This window comes from Streptomyces durocortorensis (assembly GCF_031760065.1).
Lineage (GTDB): Bacteria > Actinomycetota > Actinomycetes > Streptomycetales > Streptomycetaceae > Streptomyces.
In genome coordinates this window covers 6,614,712-6,629,776 of the sequence record NZ_CP134500.1, presented here as the reverse complement: position 1 = coordinate 6,629,776, position 15,065 = coordinate 6,614,712, and the positions used below count along the sequence as shown (strand labels likewise).

At 71.6% G+C, this 15,065-nt stretch carries 15 protein-coding genes; 1 reads left to right on the top strand and 14 read right to left on the bottom strand.

Features of this window, described 5'->3' with window-relative positions:
* Positions 1-5: 5 nt before the first annotated feature.
* Both RI138_RS29280 and ligD read right to left on the bottom strand, forming a co-directional pair.
* On the bottom strand, positions 6-1,085 hold the full coding sequence (locus RI138_RS29280) for an ABC transporter permease (protein WP_398864383.1): 1,080 nt from the start codon (positions 1,083-1,085) through the stop codon (positions 6-8).
* Between the two features lie 41 nt (positions 1,086-1,126).
* A complete protein-coding gene (gene ligD, locus RI138_RS29275) occupies positions 1,127-2,152 on the bottom strand; it encodes a non-homologous end-joining DNA ligase (protein WP_257002320.1) in 1,026 nt (341 codons plus the stop codon).
* A gap of 76 nt (positions 2,153-2,228) precedes the next feature.
* On the opposite strand from ligD, the gene RI138_RS29270 reads away from it, so the two are divergent.
* The gene (locus tag RI138_RS29270) at positions 2,229-3,290 is read left to right on the top strand and encodes an ATP-dependent DNA ligase (protein WP_311122299.1); all 1,062 of its coding nucleotides are present in this window, start codon (positions 2,229-2,231) and stop codon (positions 3,288-3,290) included.
* Here RI138_RS29270 and RI138_RS29265 read toward each other — a convergent pair.
* The 12 genes from RI138_RS29265 to RI138_RS29210 form a co-directional block, all read right to left on the bottom strand.
* Entirely contained in the window at positions 3,279-4,643 is a 1,365-nt protein-coding gene (locus RI138_RS29265; RefSeq protein WP_311122298.1) for a lytic murein transglycosylase, read from the bottom strand. The two genes, RI138_RS29270 and RI138_RS29265, sit on opposite strands and share 12 nt — an antisense overlap.
* Before the next feature lie 35 nt (positions 4,644-4,678).
* Positions 4,679-5,461 carry a hypothetical protein gene (locus RI138_RS29260; protein WP_311122297.1) on the bottom strand — a complete coding sequence of 261 codons (783 nt, stop codon included), beginning with the start codon at positions 5,459-5,461 and terminating at the stop codon, positions 4,679-4,681.
* Between the two features lie 64 nt (positions 5,462-5,525).
* Positions 5,526-6,083, bottom strand: a complete 558-nt coding sequence (locus RI138_RS29255; protein WP_311122296.1) for a nuclear transport factor 2 family protein — start codon at positions 6,081-6,083, stop codon at positions 5,526-5,528.
* Positions 6,084-6,142: 59 nt separating this feature from the next.
* Positions 6,143-6,760: a hypothetical protein gene (locus tag RI138_RS29250; protein WP_311122295.1), complete on the bottom strand. Its 618-nt coding sequence runs from the start codon at positions 6,758-6,760 to the stop codon at positions 6,143-6,145.
* Positions 6,761-6,783: 23 nt separating this feature from the next.
* Positions 6,784-7,305, bottom strand: a complete 522-nt coding sequence (locus RI138_RS29245; protein ID WP_311122294.1) for a hypothetical protein — start codon at positions 7,303-7,305, stop codon at positions 6,784-6,786.
* Positions 7,302-8,534, bottom strand: coding sequence for an MlaD family protein (locus tag RI138_RS29240; RefSeq protein WP_311122293.1), 1,233 nt, complete (start codon positions 8,532-8,534; stop codon positions 7,302-7,304). Before RI138_RS29240 ends, RI138_RS29245 begins: the two co-directional genes overlap by 4 nt.
* A complete protein-coding gene (locus tag RI138_RS29235) occupies positions 8,531-9,790 on the bottom strand; it encodes an MCE family protein (RefSeq protein ID WP_311122292.1) in 1,260 nt (419 codons plus the stop codon). Before RI138_RS29235 ends, RI138_RS29240 begins: the two co-directional genes overlap by 4 nt.
* The gene (locus tag RI138_RS29230) at positions 9,787-10,917 is read right to left on the bottom strand and encodes an MCE family protein (RefSeq protein ID WP_311122291.1); all 1,131 of its coding nucleotides are present in this window, start codon (positions 10,915-10,917) and stop codon (positions 9,787-9,789) included. The genes RI138_RS29235 and RI138_RS29230 overlap by 4 nt, the downstream gene beginning before the upstream one ends.
* Before the next feature lies 1 nt (position 10,918).
* The gene (locus RI138_RS29225; RefSeq protein ID WP_311122290.1) at positions 10,919-11,938 is read right to left on the bottom strand and encodes an MCE family protein; all 1,020 of its coding nucleotides are present in this window, start codon (positions 11,936-11,938) and stop codon (positions 10,919-10,921) included.
* A complete protein-coding gene (locus RI138_RS29220) occupies positions 11,935-12,966 on the bottom strand; it encodes an MCE family protein (RefSeq protein ID WP_311122289.1) in 1,032 nt (343 codons plus the stop codon). The genes RI138_RS29225 and RI138_RS29220 overlap by 4 nt, the downstream gene beginning before the upstream one ends.
* Entirely contained in the window at positions 12,963-14,261 is a 1,299-nt protein-coding gene (locus RI138_RS29215) for an MCE family protein (protein WP_311122288.1), read from the bottom strand. Before RI138_RS29215 ends, RI138_RS29220 begins: the two co-directional genes overlap by 4 nt.
* Positions 14,261-15,064 carry an MlaE family ABC transporter permease gene (locus tag RI138_RS29210; protein ID WP_096629389.1) on the bottom strand — a complete coding sequence of 268 codons (804 nt, stop codon included), beginning with the start codon at positions 15,062-15,064 and terminating at the stop codon, positions 14,261-14,263. Before RI138_RS29210 ends, RI138_RS29215 begins: the two co-directional genes overlap by 1 nt.
* Position 15,065: the final 1 nt, after the last annotated feature.

Here is a 15,065-nt window from a genome sequence, read left to right as displayed (position 1 = left end):
AGTTCTCAGGAGGCCGTGGCCGCATGCTCAGGTGTGCGGGCGCGGCCTCCTGGGTGTCGGTGGCGCCACACCCAGAACACCGTGCAGGAGACCAGCGCCCAGGCGGCGAGCACCAGGTACGGGAAGACGAACTGATAGCCCTGGTAGTAGACGGCGGTGTGCTGGGCGTTGACGGACGCGCCCGGCGGGAGCCAGCGGCCGATGTGCCCGAGGACGGAGGGAAGCAGCGGCCAGGACACCGCACCGCCGGACGAGGGGTTGCCGAGCAGCACCATGACGCCCCAGGTGGGGATCATCGCCCACCGGCCCATCAGGGTGTTGAACATCGTGAAGACCATCCCCGAGGTGAACATCGTGAACGCCAGGATCAGCCAGGACTGCACGAACGGCAGGTCGACCGCCCCGAGCCACCAGTCCACGGCCGCCGCGATGGCGAGGCCGCCGAGCAGGGCGTACGCGGCGGTGAACGCGATGCGCTCCGCCGGGTTGAGGCCGTGCGCGTGGATGCTCAGCTGGATCGCGCCGAGGAAGCCCATGATCACGGCGGCCAGTGAGATGTAGAACAGGGCGAGCCCGCGCGGGTCGCCCTGCTGGAGCGGCTTGACGTCCCTGACCGTCACCGGCACTCCGGCGGCGTCACCGGCCTCCACCCCCGCCTTGCCGAGCAGTTCGGCCACGGAGGCCCCGGAAGCCCCGGCCACGTCCAGCGCCACCCCGCGGCCGGAGGCACGGACGATGGCGAAGACCTTCTGTTCGTTCAGGGCGCGGCGGGCGTCTGCCGGGTCCGGGTACTCGCGCAGTTCGAGCGAGGTGTCGAGGGCCTTCTCCATCGCGGCGACGAACGCCTCGCCGCGCTCCGCCTCCGGCTGGGTTACCAGGGCGGCGGGAATCCGGTGCGGGGTGGGGTTGGCCATCGCGTAGGTGTAGGAACCGGCGAAGAGACCGGCCGCGGCGGCGACGATGAGGACGAGGACGGTCGCGGGGAGGAACGGGCTGTTCTTGTACGCCTCCCAGCGGTCGCGGAGGGTCAGCGGGCGGCCGTGGGCACCGTGTTTCTCGCTGCTGCCGCCTCTGTTGTCACTGATGCCGCCCTTCTCGCTGCTGCCGGCTCTCTCACTGTGTTCGCTCACGCCATCTCGCCGTCGTCGTCGTGCCGGGCGCGGCTGGGCTGGACGCGCTTGGGTTCGCCAGGCATCTTCGGGTACTCCGGCGGATACGGCATGTCCCCCATCCCCCGCTCCTTCTCGTCCCGGTCCGCCAGCTCCAGCAGCCCGTCGAGCCGGAACGCCTCCTGGTCCATGTCGGCGTGGACATCGCCGAGTTCGGCGTACCGCACCGGCAGTGTGCGGATGTCGAAGTCGCGCGGTTCGGCGTCGTCGATCTCCTCCCAGCGCAGCGGGGCGGAGACCGGGGCGTGCGGGAAGGGGCGTACGGAATAGGCGGAGGCGATCGTGCGGTCGCGGGCGGTCTGGTTGAAGTCGACGAAGATCCGCTCGCCGCGCTCCTCCTTCCACCAGGCCGTGGTCACCCGGTCGGGCATCCGCCGCTCCAGCTCGCGCCCGGCGGCGATGGCGGCGCGCCGCACCTGGGTGAAGGTCCAGGCGGGCTCGATGGGGATGAAGACATGCATCCCGCGGCCCCCGGAGGTCTTGGGCCAGCCGCGTACGCCATGGTCCTCCAGGACGGACCGCAGCTCGTGGGCGGCGGTGACCGCGTCGGCGTAGTCGGTGCCGGGCTGCGGGTCGAGGTCGATGCGCAGCTCGTCGGGGTGGTCGGTGTCGCCGGCCCGGACCGGCCAGGGGTGGAAGGTGAGTGTGCCGAGGTTGGCGGCCCAGATCACGGCGGCGAGCTCGGTGGGGCAGATCTCGTCGGCGGGGCGGCCGCTGGGGAAGGCGATGCGGGCGGTGGGAATCCACTCGGGGAGGTTCTTCGGGGCCCTCTTCTGGTAGAAGAAGTCGCCCTCGACCCCGTCCACGAAGCGCTGGAGGGTGGTCGGCCGGTGGTTGAGGGCACGGGTGATGCCCGCCCCGACGGCGAGGAAGTACTCGGCCACGTCCCTCTTGGTGTAGCCCTTCTCCGGGAAGTACACCTTGTCCGGGTTGGACAGCCTCACGGCCCGTCCGCCCGCGTCCAGCTCCACCGCTGCTCCCATGACGGCCACCGTAGGCCGATCGCACATATGCCGCATATCGGGAGACATGGGCAGGGAAGGGCGACAGAATCGGGCCATGGACCTGCCGGTGATGCCGCCCGTGAAGCCGATGCTCGCCAAGTCGGTGTCCGCGATTCCGCCGGGCATGAGTTACGAGGCGAAGTGGGACGGCTTCCGCGCGATCGTCTTCCGGGACGGCGACGAGGTCGAGATCGGCAGCCGCACCGGAAAGCCCCTCACGCGCTACTTCCCCGACCTGGTCGACGCCGTGCGGGAGAACCTCCCGCCGCGTTGCGTGATCGACGGGGAGATCGTCATCGCCCACGAGGGGCGGCTCGACTTCGACCGGCTCAGCGAGCGCATCCACCCGGCGGACTCCCGGGTGCGGATGCTGGCCGAGCAGACCCCGGCGAGTTTCATCGCCTTCGACGTCCTCGCGGTCGACGACACCTCTCTTCTCTCCACCCGGCAGGCGGACCGGCGGGCGGTACTGGAGGCGGCGCTCGCCGGCGCGTCCCCGCCGGTCCTCCTCGCCCCTTCCACCACGGACATCGAGGTCGCCCGGCAGTGGTTCGACCGGTACGAGGGCGCGGGGCTCGACGGCGTCGTCGCCAAGCCGGTCGACCTGCCCTACCGGCCCGACACCCGGGTGATGTACAAGATCAAGCACGAGCGTTCGGCGGACGTCGTGGTGGCGGGCTACCGCGAGCACAAGAGCGGCCCGGTCGTCGGCTCGCTGCTGCTCGGCCTCTACGACACCGGGGGCGTGCTCCAGCACGTCGGGGTCTGCGCGGCCTTCCCGATGAAGCGGCGCGCCGAACTCGCCGAGGAACTCGCCCCGCTGCGCACCGAGTTCGCCGACCATCCGTGGGGCGCCTGGGCCGACGCGGCGGCGCACGAGCGGTCCCGGCTGCCGGGGACACAGAACCGCTGGTCGGGCAAGAAGGACCAGTCCTGGGTGCCGTTGCGCCCCGAGCGGGTCTGCGAGGTGGCGTACGACCACATGGAGGGCGACCGGTTCCGGCACACCACGCAGTTCCGGCGGTGGCGCCCGGACCGGTCCCCCGTCGGCTGTACGTACGCGCAGTTGGAGGAGGTCGTCTCCTACGACCTGGCCGAGGTGCTGTCAGGCGGCTGACCCGGACTCCGGTTCGCCGGTCGGCGTGGCGCAGGGCTCGTCCGACGCGCCCGGGCCCGCCGGCCCCGCGTCGCCGGACGGGGAGGGGGCCGGGGTGTCGCCGGGGCAGGCGGGCCCGGTCTCGCCGGGGTCCGGGTCGGGATCGGGGTCGGGGTCCGGCGATGTGGGGGGTCCGGTCGGGGTGGGGCTCGGGTCGGTGGGGTCCGGCCCCGGGTCGGTCGGGTCCGGCCCCGGGTCGGTGGGGCCGGAGTCCGTCGGATCGGGGCTCGGGCTCGGGCCAGGGTCGGTGGGACCGGGGTCCGTGGGGCCCGGGTCGGTGGGACCTGGGTCGGTGGGACCAGGGTCCGTGGGACCAGGGTCCGTGGGACCAGGGTCTGTCGGACCGGGTGAGGGCGTCGGGGCCGGTGGGCGGGTGGGCTGGGGGCCGATGACGATGCCGCCGTCGCCATCGCCGTTGCCTTTGCCCGGGCGGCCCTGTGTGCCGGGGCCGCCGACCGGGGCCTTGGGCGGGGCCTTCCCGCCGGGGCCCGGGCTGACCGGCACGACACCCTTGCCGTCGGCGACCGGGTGGGTGCCCTTGCGGTAGAACTCCAGCCACGACAGCACGGTCCGCAGATAGGTCTCGGAGCGGTTGTAGCTGAGGATCGCCCGGTCCAGGTCGGCGCGGCGCGTCAGATCGCGGGGCCCGGCGCAGAGGTAGTGACCGGCGGCGAGCGCCGCGTCGTAGATGTTGTTCGGGTCCTTGCGCCCGTCGCCGTTGCCGTCCCTGCCCCAGGCCGCCCAGGTGGAGGGGATGAACTGCATCGGCCCGACAGCCCGGTCGTAGGTGCGGTCACCGTCGTACGCTCCACCGTCGGTGTCCCGGATCAGGGCGAAGCCGTTTCCGTCGAGCGCGGGCCCGAGGATCGGGGTGAGGGTCGTCCCGCGCGCGTCGACCCGGCCGCCGGACGCCTGGCCGGACTCGACCTTGCCGATCGCCGCGAGCAGCTGCCACGGGAGCCCGCAGCCGGGGTCACCGCGGCGCACCGCGCTCTCGGCCCGGCGGTAGGCGGCGAGGACGGTGGCCGGAATGCCCGCCTCGGGCCAGGCGCGGGCCGCCACCGGATCGGGTTTCGCGCCCGGCTTCGGGGGTGCGGGCGGCTTCGGGCTCCGCAGCGGCGGTAACTCGGTGTGGTAGACGTCGTCGCCCGGCACCTCGGTCCACACCACGTCGTCGGAGGCGGCCGCGGCCTTCTCCTGGCGGGGCTCGGGCAGCGCGAACCCCGGCGCCTGGGACGCGGTGAGCGCGGCCATCGCGGCGACCGCGGCGGCCGTGGTGGTGAGGCGGCGGCGCGCGGTGCGGTTGGCGCTCATCTGGGCTCCTCTCCCCCGTCGTCCGGGGCCCGGTCTCACCGGGTGAACGTGTCGATGGCGGCGATCAGCCAGGTGTCCCCCCGGCGCACTGCGTCCACGGCGAACATGGCCGCCGCGTAGGTGGTCTCCTCGTCCTTGCCGGTACGGGTGTTGCTCTGGTCGGCGAAGATCAGCAGCCGGGCCCGGTCGCCGTCGAGGAACTGCACCCCGCTCTCGGTGACCGTTGTGGTGAGGACGAGCTTCTGCTGCGGGGCCTGCTCCCGTACCTCGGCGAGCATGTCCTTGTGCTGCCGCACGGCCCGGCCGGTGAGGTAGGTGCTCGCCGCGCGGTCGGACCGGGCGGGCGAGGCGTAGTCGTACGAGAACACCGCACCGACCGCCTCGCTGATCCGGCCCTTCACCTCACTGGTGCTGCCGATGTCGGTGAGCGCGGTGTTCTGCCGGGCCGGTTCGTCACGGAGCTCCCCGGCCGAGGCGAACGCCCAGGCGGCAAAGGCTCCGAGGAGGACGGTGAGGGCGCACAGCACAGCGGGCAGCGAGACACGGAGGCGGCGGAGGCGCGGCCCGCTGCTCCGGGGGCCGTCCGGCTGCGGGTCGGTGACCGGTGCGGCATCGGCTTCCGGGGCGGCGTCGGTAGCCGAGGCGGCGCCAGTCCCCTGGTCGGCGTCGGTAGCCGGGGCGGCATCGGCTTCCGGGGCGGCATCGGTCGCCGGGGCGGGGGTCGGCTCTTGAGCCGGTTCCGCCTCGGTCACCGTCGTACGGGGTGGTGCGGTGGCGAGCCGGCGGCGGCGGTTGACGAGGTGGCGGGTCGTCGACAAGGCGGGGTCCTCTCCGGGGCGAGCGGGGCGGTGCGGGTGGTGCGGTGCAATGCGGTGCCGGGGGTCAGCCGGCCGTGCTGCCGACGGGCGCCTGGCCGAGCGCGCTGAGCTTCCACCCCTCGGCGGTCCGGGTGAGGCTGCCGAGCAACCGGCTTTCCTTCACCGCTGGTTCGCCCTTCGGCGCCGTCACCGTGACTCTCAGTGCCACCATCACCCCGGCCCGGCCCGCCCGTTGGTCCAGCTCGGTCACCGCCCCGGAGAGGACCTTCGCGGTGCTGACCGTCTTGGCCTCCGCGATCTGCTTCGCGAACGCGTCGCGTCCGTCGACGAGTTGGCGGCGAAGGTCGCCGGTCGTGGACTCCTCCCAGCTGTCGAGCCCCTTTTCCAGGGTGCGGTGGTCCAGGGTGTTCATGTTCTGCACCGCCTGCTCCCCCGCCGCCAGCGCGTCCTCCCGTGCCTGTGCGAAGGAGGCCGCGTCGTCGTGTGCGGCGTCGTAGCGCTGCCAGCCGCCCCAGCCCGCGGCTCCGGCCGCGCAGACGGCCAGCGCCATCGCGGCGACCACCAGCGGATTCCGTGCCCGTGCGCGCGCCGTGCGGGTGGGTTCCGTGCGCTCCCGTGCCATGTGCTGTCTCTCCCCTGCCTGCCGAACCGGACCGGTGCGCCTTCGCTGCCGGGCCACCGTCATGTGGAGCCGATCTCGACGATCCGCCAGTGCTCGTCCCGCAGTTCGGCGGTGACGGCGAGCTGGGCGGACGCGGTCGTGGCGGTGCGTCCCCGACGCTCGTAGACCTGGTCGAGGAAGACCAGGAGGCGGGCGCTGCTGCCGGTCAGCCGGATCACTCCGGCCCGGACGACCTGGGTGGTGAGCGTCAGCTTCTGGTCGGCGGACTGCCGCTCGACCTGGCCGAACAGTGCCGCGTACTGCTGGAGGGCCTTGCCCGACAGGACCTCCTGCGCCGCCGCCTTGGTGACGGCCGTGGAGCCGGGAGCGTACGAGAAGATCTTCCCGAGCGCGTCGCTGACGTCGCCCGTGACGCGCGCGGTCGCCTCGGCGTCGGTGAGCGCGAGGTTCGCCGTGGCCGGGGTGTCGCGGAGCTGTCGGCCCTCGGCGTACAGGGCGCCGCCCGTGGCGAGCAGGGCGAGGGTCAGGAGTACGCCGAGGGCGCGCGGCCGGCGGCGGCGGGGCGTGTCCTCCGCGTGCCCCTCCTCGGGCCCGGCACCCGCCGCATCGGCGGACTCTTCCGCATCCGTCGTCGTGGCATCAGCGGACTCTTCCGCATCCGTCGCCGTGCCGTTCATCGTTGCCGTCCCTCCCCGCTCTCTCATCGGCCGCCGCCCGTCCCGATCGCCGTGAGCGCCTTGACCTTCCAGCCGTCCGCCGTACGGGCGAGGGTGGCCCCGAACCGTTTGCGCTGGGTGCCCGCGGCGCCGGTGCGGGGGGTGACCTCGACGTCCACGGTGGCGATGAGCTCCGCTGTACCGGTGCGCTCGTCCAGTGCGGTGAGCGCCGCCGCGGTGACCTTGCCCCGGGCGGTGTCGCCCGCCGTCGTCAGCGTCTTCGCGTCGGCCTTGGCGGTCCGCTTCAGCTGGTCGCGCAGTGGTCCGGTGGAGGAGTCGAGCCAGGCGCGGAGCCCGGCGTCCACCCGTCCGGCGTCCGTGCCGTCCAGGCTGTTCAGCGTCGCGAGGCGCCGTTTCCCCTGGGCGAGGGCCGTGTCGCGGGCCTTCGCGTGGGCGAGGGAGCGGTCGTCGCGCGCCTGGCCGTACGACCAGGCGCCCAGCCCGCAGAGCAGGGCGGCGATGAGCAGCGCGGCCCAGCCGGCCGTCCGCCGGGTACGGAGGGTCACGATCCGCCTCCCAGGCCCAGCAGCCCGGCGATGCCGTCCGCGGGAGGCGCGGTGCCAGGGGTGCTGCCCAGGGCCCCGGGGAGCCGCGTCTTGCCCGGTACGGCGGGTTCCGGCACCGGGCCGCCCTTGGGCGCGTTGGCGCTGCCGCGGACGTTGATGCCGGTGCCCGGGTCGGACGTACAACGGGCGGCGGTGTTCACGGCAGGGCCGGACGAGATGTCCAGGCCGTTGCGGTAGACCGTTCCGCCGTATCCGGCCGTGCAGGGCAGCGGTTCGAAGAAGGTGACGGACAGGCCGAACCGGGCGCCGTCGTCGTCGACCGCGCTTGCCCCGGCGGCCGCGACGGCGGGCAGCTTCACCAGTAGCTCCTCCAGGCCTCGTTGGCGGGTGACGGCGACCTCGGATGTGGTGAGGAGATTGGCGACGACGACGCCGAAGGCCGGGTCGAGGTCGCGCAGCAGCCCGCTGATCTGGACGGCCGCGTCCGGGGTGGTGGCGATGAGGCGGCGCAGATCGGTGTCGGAGCCCTTGAGTTCCGCGGCCAGCTCCTTGGCGCCCGAGGCGAAGCCCTTCAGCGCCTGCCCCTGTTCGGCCTGGGTGCGCAGGACCCTTTCACCATCGGCCATCAGCTTGGTGGTGACCGGCAGGGCCCGGTCGGCGGCCTCGATGAAGTCGCCGCCGGTGTCCAGCAGGACCTGGAGGTCGTCGCCGCGGCCTTCGAAGGCGGCCCCGAACTCCTCCACGACGGTCCGCAGGCTCTCCGGGTCCACAGAGCGTGCGAGGTCGTTGACGCTCATGAGGACGTCCGTGGGGGGTGCGGGGATGGTGGTGTCGGCGGCGTCGATGACCGAGCCGTCACCGAGGAAGGGGCCGTCCTTACGTGTGGGGCGCAGGTCGACGTACTGCTCGCCGACCGCCGAGAGGTTCGCGACGACGGCGGTGAGGCTGTCCGGGATCGGCGGGGCGTCCTTCTCGATGCGCAGTTCGGCCTCGACGCCGTCGGCGGTCAGCTCGATGGGGCCGACACGACCGACGGAGACACCCCGGTAGGTGACGTTGGAGTGGGTGTACAGGCCGCCGGTCTGCGGGAGTTGGACTGTGACGGTGTAGTAGCTGCGCAGTCCTACGTACTGGCCGAGATCGGCGTAGCGCACGCCCAGATAGCCGAGGACCAGGACCGCGATGACGAGGAAGGCGAGGTTCTTCAGCCGGATGGCGAGGGTGATCACGGCGTCGCCGCCCCCTTTCCGTTCTTCGGGCTGCCGGACCCGGCCGGCGTCTCACGGCTGCCGGACCCGGCGGGCGTCTCGCCCGTACCGGACACTGCGGGCGTCTCACCGGTACCGGACACTGCGGGCAGCGGTAGCGGGAGGCCGCTGCGGGCCGCCGCTCCCTCGCCCTCGGCCGGGGGCGGCGGGATGCCGGGATCGCCCGGAGTGAGCGCCGGGATGATCCGCGTACCGGGCAGGGCGGTCACGTCCAGGTAGACATTGAGGTAGTCGCCCTTCACGCCGCGCAGCACCTCGTCCGTGAAGGGATAGGTGAGCAGCACCTGAAGGGAGTCGGGCAGGTCCTGGCCCGAGTCGGCGAGCGCCTTGAGGGTGGGCGCGAGGGCCTTGAGGTCGGCGATCATGTCGGCCTTGGTGCGGTTGACCGTGTCGACGGCGACGGTGGAGAGGGTGTCGAGGGAGCGCAGCATGGTCAGGAGGGAGCCGCGCTGCTTCTCCAGGACCTTGAGTCCGGGGCTGAGCCCGGTGAGGACGGTTCCGACGTCCTGCTTGCGGGTGGCGAGGGTGGCGCCGAGCCGGTTGACGCCGTCGAGGGCCTTGGTGATGTCGCCCTTGTTGGCGTCGAGGTTGGTCACGAGGGTGTCGACCCGGCGGAGCACGGAGCGGATCTGTGGTTCCTGTCCCGCGAGCGCCTTGTTGAGTTCGGTGGTGATGGTCCTGAGCTGGTTGACGCCACCGCCGTTCAGGAGCAGGGACAGGGCTCCCAAGACCTCCTCGACCTCCGGATTCCGGTTGGTGCGGGTGAGCGGGATGCGCCCGGTGTCGGCGAGCGAGCCGCGTGCGGTGCCCTTGGGAGGCGGGGTGAGCTGGATGAACTTCTCACCGAGCAGGCTGGACTGTTCGAGGCGGGCGTAGGCGTTGGCGGGGAGCTGGATCTTCCCGTTGACGCGCATGGTGACCCGGGCGCGCCAGCCGTCCGGGGCGAGGGCGATGTCGGTGACGCGCCCGACGGACACGTCGTTGACCTTGACCGAGGACTGCGGGGCGAGGCTGAGGACGTCACCGAACTCGGCGGTGATCTCGTACGGCCGGTCGCCGAGGTCGGCGCCGCCGGGCAGCGGGATCTGTTCGATGCCCGTGAAGGCCGGTCCGTCGGTGCGGACCACGGCCAGGGCGATGAGGGCGCCGGTGGCGAGCAGGGCGACGGTCGCGACGGCCGCCCGTGCGGCCGGTCCGCGCCGGGTGTCGTCGGTCATCGTCGCGCCCCCTTCTTCTTGCCGGGCTGCTTCTCGGGGGTGCCGAAGACCGTGCCGACCTCGGGCAGCGGCAGGACGGGCAGCGCCTTGCGGCGGGCCGCGTCGACGGGGGCGAGGCCGCTGAGCCGCCCGGCGGCGGAGGCGGCCGCGGGGTCGACGAGCGGTCCGCCCATGGACAGTTCGTTGAGGTTGGTCCGCCCGTTGAGGGTCCGGTTGGCCGGGTCGTAGGCGTTGAGGACGTTCCCCGCGGCGAGCGGCAGGGTGTCCATCGCCTCGGCGAGCGAGGCGCGCTGGTCGGCCAGGGCCTGGGTGACGGGGACGAGGGCGTCGACGTTCTTCTTGAGCGCCCCGCGGTTCTTGGCGATGAAGGTCTTGACCTGGCCGAGTGCGGCGCCCAGTTCCTTGAGGGCGGCGCTGAGGTTCTTCTTGTCGTCGGCGAGGAAGGAGGTGACCGAGTCGAGCTGCTGCTCGGCGGTGCGGACGTTGCTGTCGTTGTCCTTGAGCATGGTGGTGAAGGACTGGAGGTAGGTCAGGGTGTCGAAGAGGTCGCCGCTGCTCTTGTCGAGCGTCTTGGTGGCCTTGCCGAACTGTTCGATGGAGTCCCCGATGGCCTTGCCGTTGCCGTCGAGGTTCTTCGCCCCGGTGTCCAGGAGCCGGGCGAGCGCCCCGTCGGCGTTGGCCCCGTTCGGGCCTAGTGCGGTGGAGAGTTCGGTGATGGAGGCATACAGCTCGTCGACCTCGACGGGGGTGGCGTTGCGGGCGGCGGGCAGGACCGCGTCGTCGGCGAGGCGCGGCCCGCCGTCGTAGGCCGGAGCGAGCTGGATGTAGCGGTCGGCGACGAGGCTGGGGGCGACGACGACCGCGTGGGCGTCCTTGGGGACCTTGATGCCCTGGTCGAGGCGGAGGACGACCTTGACCTCCTCGCCCCGGGGTTCGACGGATTCGACGGTTCCGGCCCGGACCCCGAGGATGCGCAGGTCGGATCCGGCGTAGACGCCGGTGGTCCGGTCGAAGTAGGCGATGACGGTGGTCTTCCCGTCCTCCTCCAAGGCGCTCACGCCGGTGGCGGCCGCGACGGCGAGGAGGCCGAGTCCGGTGGCGATGCCGATGATGCGGGTGCGTCTCATGTCAGCGGCCCCCTTGCTGCCGCGGCGGCAGGCATCCGGTCGCCGGGGGTGTGCCGGCGGGGAGGTAGTTCTTGGGCACGACTCCGCAGACGTAGTTGTCGAACCAGCGCCCGCTGCCGAGGGTGTTGCCGACGAGGCGGCTGTAGGAGCCGGTCATGGCGAGGACCTCGTCCAGGCTCTTGCGGTTCTTGACCAGGACGGCGGTGACCCGGCTGAGCGAGGCCAGGGTCGGTCCGAGCTGCTTCTCGTTGTCCTTGACGAGCCCGGTGAGCTGGGTGCCGAGGTTGCGGGTGCCGGTGAGCAGCAGGTGGATGGAGTCACGGCGGGCCTGGATCTCGCCGAGCAGCAGGTTGCCGTCCTCCAGGAGCGTCTCGAAGCTGCTCTTCTTCCCTGCGAGGGTCTTGGTGAGCTGTTTGCTGTTGCGGAGCAGGGTGGCGAGCTGGGCGTCGCGTTCGGAGACCGTACGGGAGAGGGCGGAGAGCCCGTCGGCGGCGCTGCGGACATGGGGCGGGGAGTCCTTGAAGGTGGCGGAGATCGCCTCGAAGCTCTCGGCGAGCTGTCCGGTGTCGATCTCCCCGATGGTCTCCCCGAGGCCGTTGAACGCCTGGGTGACGTCGTAAGGGGAGGTGGTGCGGCTCGCGGCGATACGGGCGCCGGGGTCCTGCGGGGCGTCGCCCAGCGGGTCGACGGCGAGGTACTTCTCGCCGAGCAGGGTCTTGACGGCGATGCCTACGGTGGAGGAGTCACCGATCCAGGCGTCCTTCACCCGGAAGTCGACCCGTACCTTCGCGCCGTCGAGGGAGACTCCGGTGACCTCGCCGACCTTCACTCCGGCGATCCGCACCTCGTCGCCTTCGGTGAGCCCGGCGGATTCGGTGAAGTCGGCACTGTAGCCGGTGCCGTTGCCGACGAAGGGCAGCGAGTCGGCGCGCCAGGCGGCGAGGCCGAGGAGGGTCAGGACGAGGAGTCCGACGATGCCGACGGCGACCGGGTTGCGTTCCCGGACGGGAGTGATTCTCATGCCAGGCACCTCGGTTGGGTGATCACGATGCCGGTGGGCGGCGGGCTGCCGTCGTCGTGGGCGACCCCGCTGACCTTGGCCTCGCAGAGGTAGAGGTTGAGCCACGATCCGTAGGAGGTCAGCCGGCTGATGGCGGCCATCTTGTCCGGGGTCTTCTGGAGGAAGTTCTCGATCTGTCCAGTGCCCTTCTCCAACTGGCCGCTGAGCCGCCCCAGTTGCCGGACCGAGTCCTTGAGCGGCTTCCTGCCGTCCTGGAAGAGGTCGGCGGTGACCGTGGTGAGCGCGCCCATGGCCGTGACGGCCTCGCCGAGCGGTTTGCGGTCGCCGGAGAATCCGGTGACGAGCTTCTGGAGGGTGACGACGAGGTCGTCGAACCCGGCCTCCCGGTCGTTGACCGTCTTGAGGACCGTGTTGAGGTTCTTGATCACCTCACCGATCACCTTGTCCTTCGCGGCGACGGTGGTGGTGAGCGAGCCGACGTGCCGCAGGATGCTGTCGACGGTGCCCCCCTCGCCCTGGAGGACCTGGACGATGGACCCGGCGAGCTGGTTGACGTCGGGTGGGGACAGCCCTTCGAACAGGGGCTGGAAGCCGTTGAAGAGCTGGGTGAGGTCGAGCGCCGGGGTGGTGCGGGAGAGCGGGATGGTGTCGCCGGGCGCGAAGGTCCGGCCCACGGGTCCGGCGCCCCGGTCGAGGTCGACGTACCGCTGTCCGACCATGTTGAGGTACTTGATGGACGCCGTCACCGAGGCGGGGAGCTCGCGCCCTTTGCGTACGGCGAAGGCGACCTCGGCCAGCCGCCGGTCGGCGACGCGCACGGACTCGACCTGGCCGACCTTCACCCCGGCGATCCGGACGCTGTCGCCGGGGATGAGCCCGGTGGCGTCGGTGAACCGCGCCTTGTATGTGGTGGTGTCCCCGACGCCGGTGTTGGCGATGGAGAGCCCGAGGACGGTGGTGGCCAGCACGGTGACCACGATGAAGACGAGGGACTTGGTGATCGGTCCCGCGAGCGAGCGGCGTTTCACTTGAGCTTCACCTCCGCACCGCGGAAGGCCGGACCGATGAGCACGCTGCTCCAGTCGGGCAGGGTCTGTGGCTTCACTTTCAGCGAGGGGGCGACCAGCTCGTTGACGAGCCGGGACTCCTGGGGCGAGTTGGGCAGGCCGAGCGCGGTGTCCGTGCCTGTGTCCTGGTCGGGGCCCGCGGGCGGTGCGGTGACGTCGGCCGCCCGGCTGCGGACGTCGGCGGTCGGGGCGCCCTTGCCGACGTACGGGACGGAGTAACAGCGCGGCCCGCCGGTGGCGTTGTAGACCGGGGTGTCCCGGCCGGGGACGTATTTCCCCTTGGACGGGACGGACTTGACGCTCACGTGCAGCCCCGGCCGGTCCGTCCCCTTGCCGAGGGCCTTGTCCATGGCGGGCACGAATCCGGCCATGGTGCGCAGGGTGCAGGGGAACGAATCGGCGTACCGCGCGAGGAGTTCGAGGGTCGGCCGGCCGGAGGCGGTCAGTCGGATCAGGTTGTCCTTGTTCTCACGCAGGAAGGCGGTGACGTCCCGCGCGGTGGTGGTGGTCTCGCCGTACAGTCCGGCGAGCCGGGCCTCCTGGTCGGCGAGGGTGGAGCTGGTGGTGGTCGCGTCGGTCAGCGCGTCGAGGACGTCCGGGGCGGCATCCGCGTACAGCGTGCTGACCTTGACGAGTTCCTTGATGTCCGCGTTGAGCGTGGGGAGTTGGGGGTTGAACTCCTTCAGGTGGCCGTCCAGCGTGGTGAGCGTCTCGCCCAGGCGTTCACCACGGCCCTCAAGCGCCTGGGAGACGGCGTTCAGGGTGGCGGACAGCTTCTCGGGCTTCACGGCGGTCAGCATCGGCAGGACGTTGTCGAGGACCTGTTCCAGCTCGATGGCGTTGCTGGAGCGGTCCTGCGGGATCACGGCCCCGGCCGGCAGTGTGGCGCCGGAGGAGATGCGGGGCGGGACGAGGGCGACGAACCGCTGGCCGAAGAGGGTGGTGGGCAGCATCTGGGCGGTGACGTCGGCCGGGACGCGCTCCAGCTGGTCCCGGTCGATGGCCAGGGTGAGCCGGGCGCCCTCGCCGTCGGTGGCGATGGAGCGGACCTGGCCGATGACGACACCGCGCAGCTTCACGTCGGCGTTGTCGTGCATCTCGTTGCCGACCGGGCCGGTGCGGACGGTGACGGTCGCGTCGTCGGTGAAGTCCTTCTCGTACACCGAGACCGACACCCACACCAGGACGACGGGGACCAGCAGGAAGGCGACTCCGGCGAGCCGCCGTCGGACCGTACGTGTGCTGGATGTACGCATCAGCCCGCCACCTTCACCGTCGTCGTGGCTCCCCAGATGGCGAGCGAGAGGAAGAAGTCGGTGACGCTGATGAGGACGATCGCGTTGCGCACCGACCGGCCGACCGCCACGCCCACGCCGGCCGGTCCGCCGGTGGCGTGGAAGCCGTAGTAGCAGTGGGCGAGGATCACCAGCACGCTGAAGATCAGCACCTTGAGCACCGACAGCAGCACGTCCTCCGGCGAGAGGAACAGGTTGAAGTAGTGGTCGTAGGTGCCCGCCGACTGCCCGTTGAACAGGATGGTGATGTAGCGGGAGGCGAGGTACGAGGAGAGCAGCCCGATCGCGTAGAGCGGGATGATCGCGACCACCCCGGCGATGATGCGTGTGGTGACGAGGTAGGGCATGGAGCGTACGCCCATCGCTTCCAGGGCGTCGACCTCCTCGTTGATCCGCATCGCACCGAGCTGGGCGGTGAAGCCCGCGCCGACGGTGGCGGAGAGTGCGAGTCCGGCCACCAGGGGGGCGATCTCCCGGGTGTTGAAGTAGGCGGAGATGAATCCGGTGAACGCCGACGTGCCGATCTGGTTGAGGGCCGCGTACCCCTGGAGGCCGACGACCGTGCCGGTGAACAGCGTCATGGCGACCATCACTCCGATGGTGCCGCCGATGACGCCGAGCCCGCCGCTGCCGAAGGCGACCTCGGCCAGCAGCCGCTGTACTTCCTTGAGATAGCGGCGCAGGGTGCGCGGAATCCAGACCAGCGCCTTGATGTAGAAGGTGAGCTGGTCGCCCGCCCGGTCGAGTCCGCTGAGCATCGTCATC

Coding starts and splice junctions, on each gene's coding strand:
- RI138_RS29210 (WP_096629389.1), bottom strand. CDS start 15,064: ATGACGATGCTCAGCGGACTCGACCGGGCGGGCGACCAGCTCACCTTC.
- ligD (WP_257002320.1), bottom strand. CDS start 2,152: ATGGGAGCAGCGGTGGAGCTGGACGCGGGCGGACGGGCCGTGAGGCTG.
- RI138_RS29265 (WP_311122298.1), bottom strand. CDS start 4,643: ATGAGCGCCAACCGCACCGCGCGCCGCCGCCTCACCACCACGGCCGCC.
- RI138_RS29230 (WP_311122291.1), bottom strand. CDS start 10,917: ATGAGACGCACCCGCATCATCGGCATCGCCACCGGACTCGGCCTCCTC.
- RI138_RS29255 (WP_311122296.1), bottom strand. CDS start 6,083: ATGGCACGGGAGCGCACGGAACCCACCCGCACGGCGCGCGCACGGGCA.
- RI138_RS29235 (WP_311122292.1), bottom strand. CDS start 9,790: ATGACCGACGACACCCGGCGCGGACCGGCCGCACGGGCGGCCGTCGCG.
- RI138_RS29250 (WP_311122295.1), bottom strand. CDS start 6,760: ATGAACGGCACGGCGACGGATGCGGAAGAGTCCGCTGATGCCACGACG.
- RI138_RS29225 (WP_311122290.1), bottom strand. CDS start 11,938: ATGAGAATCACTCCCGTCCGGGAACGCAACCCGGTCGCCGTCGGCATC.
- RI138_RS29215 (WP_311122288.1), bottom strand. CDS start 14,261: ATGCGTACATCCAGCACACGTACGGTCCGACGGCGGCTCGCCGGAGTC.
- RI138_RS29270 (WP_311122299.1), top strand. CDS start 2,229: ATGGACCTGCCGGTGATGCCGCCCGTGAAGCCGATGCTCGCCAAGTCG.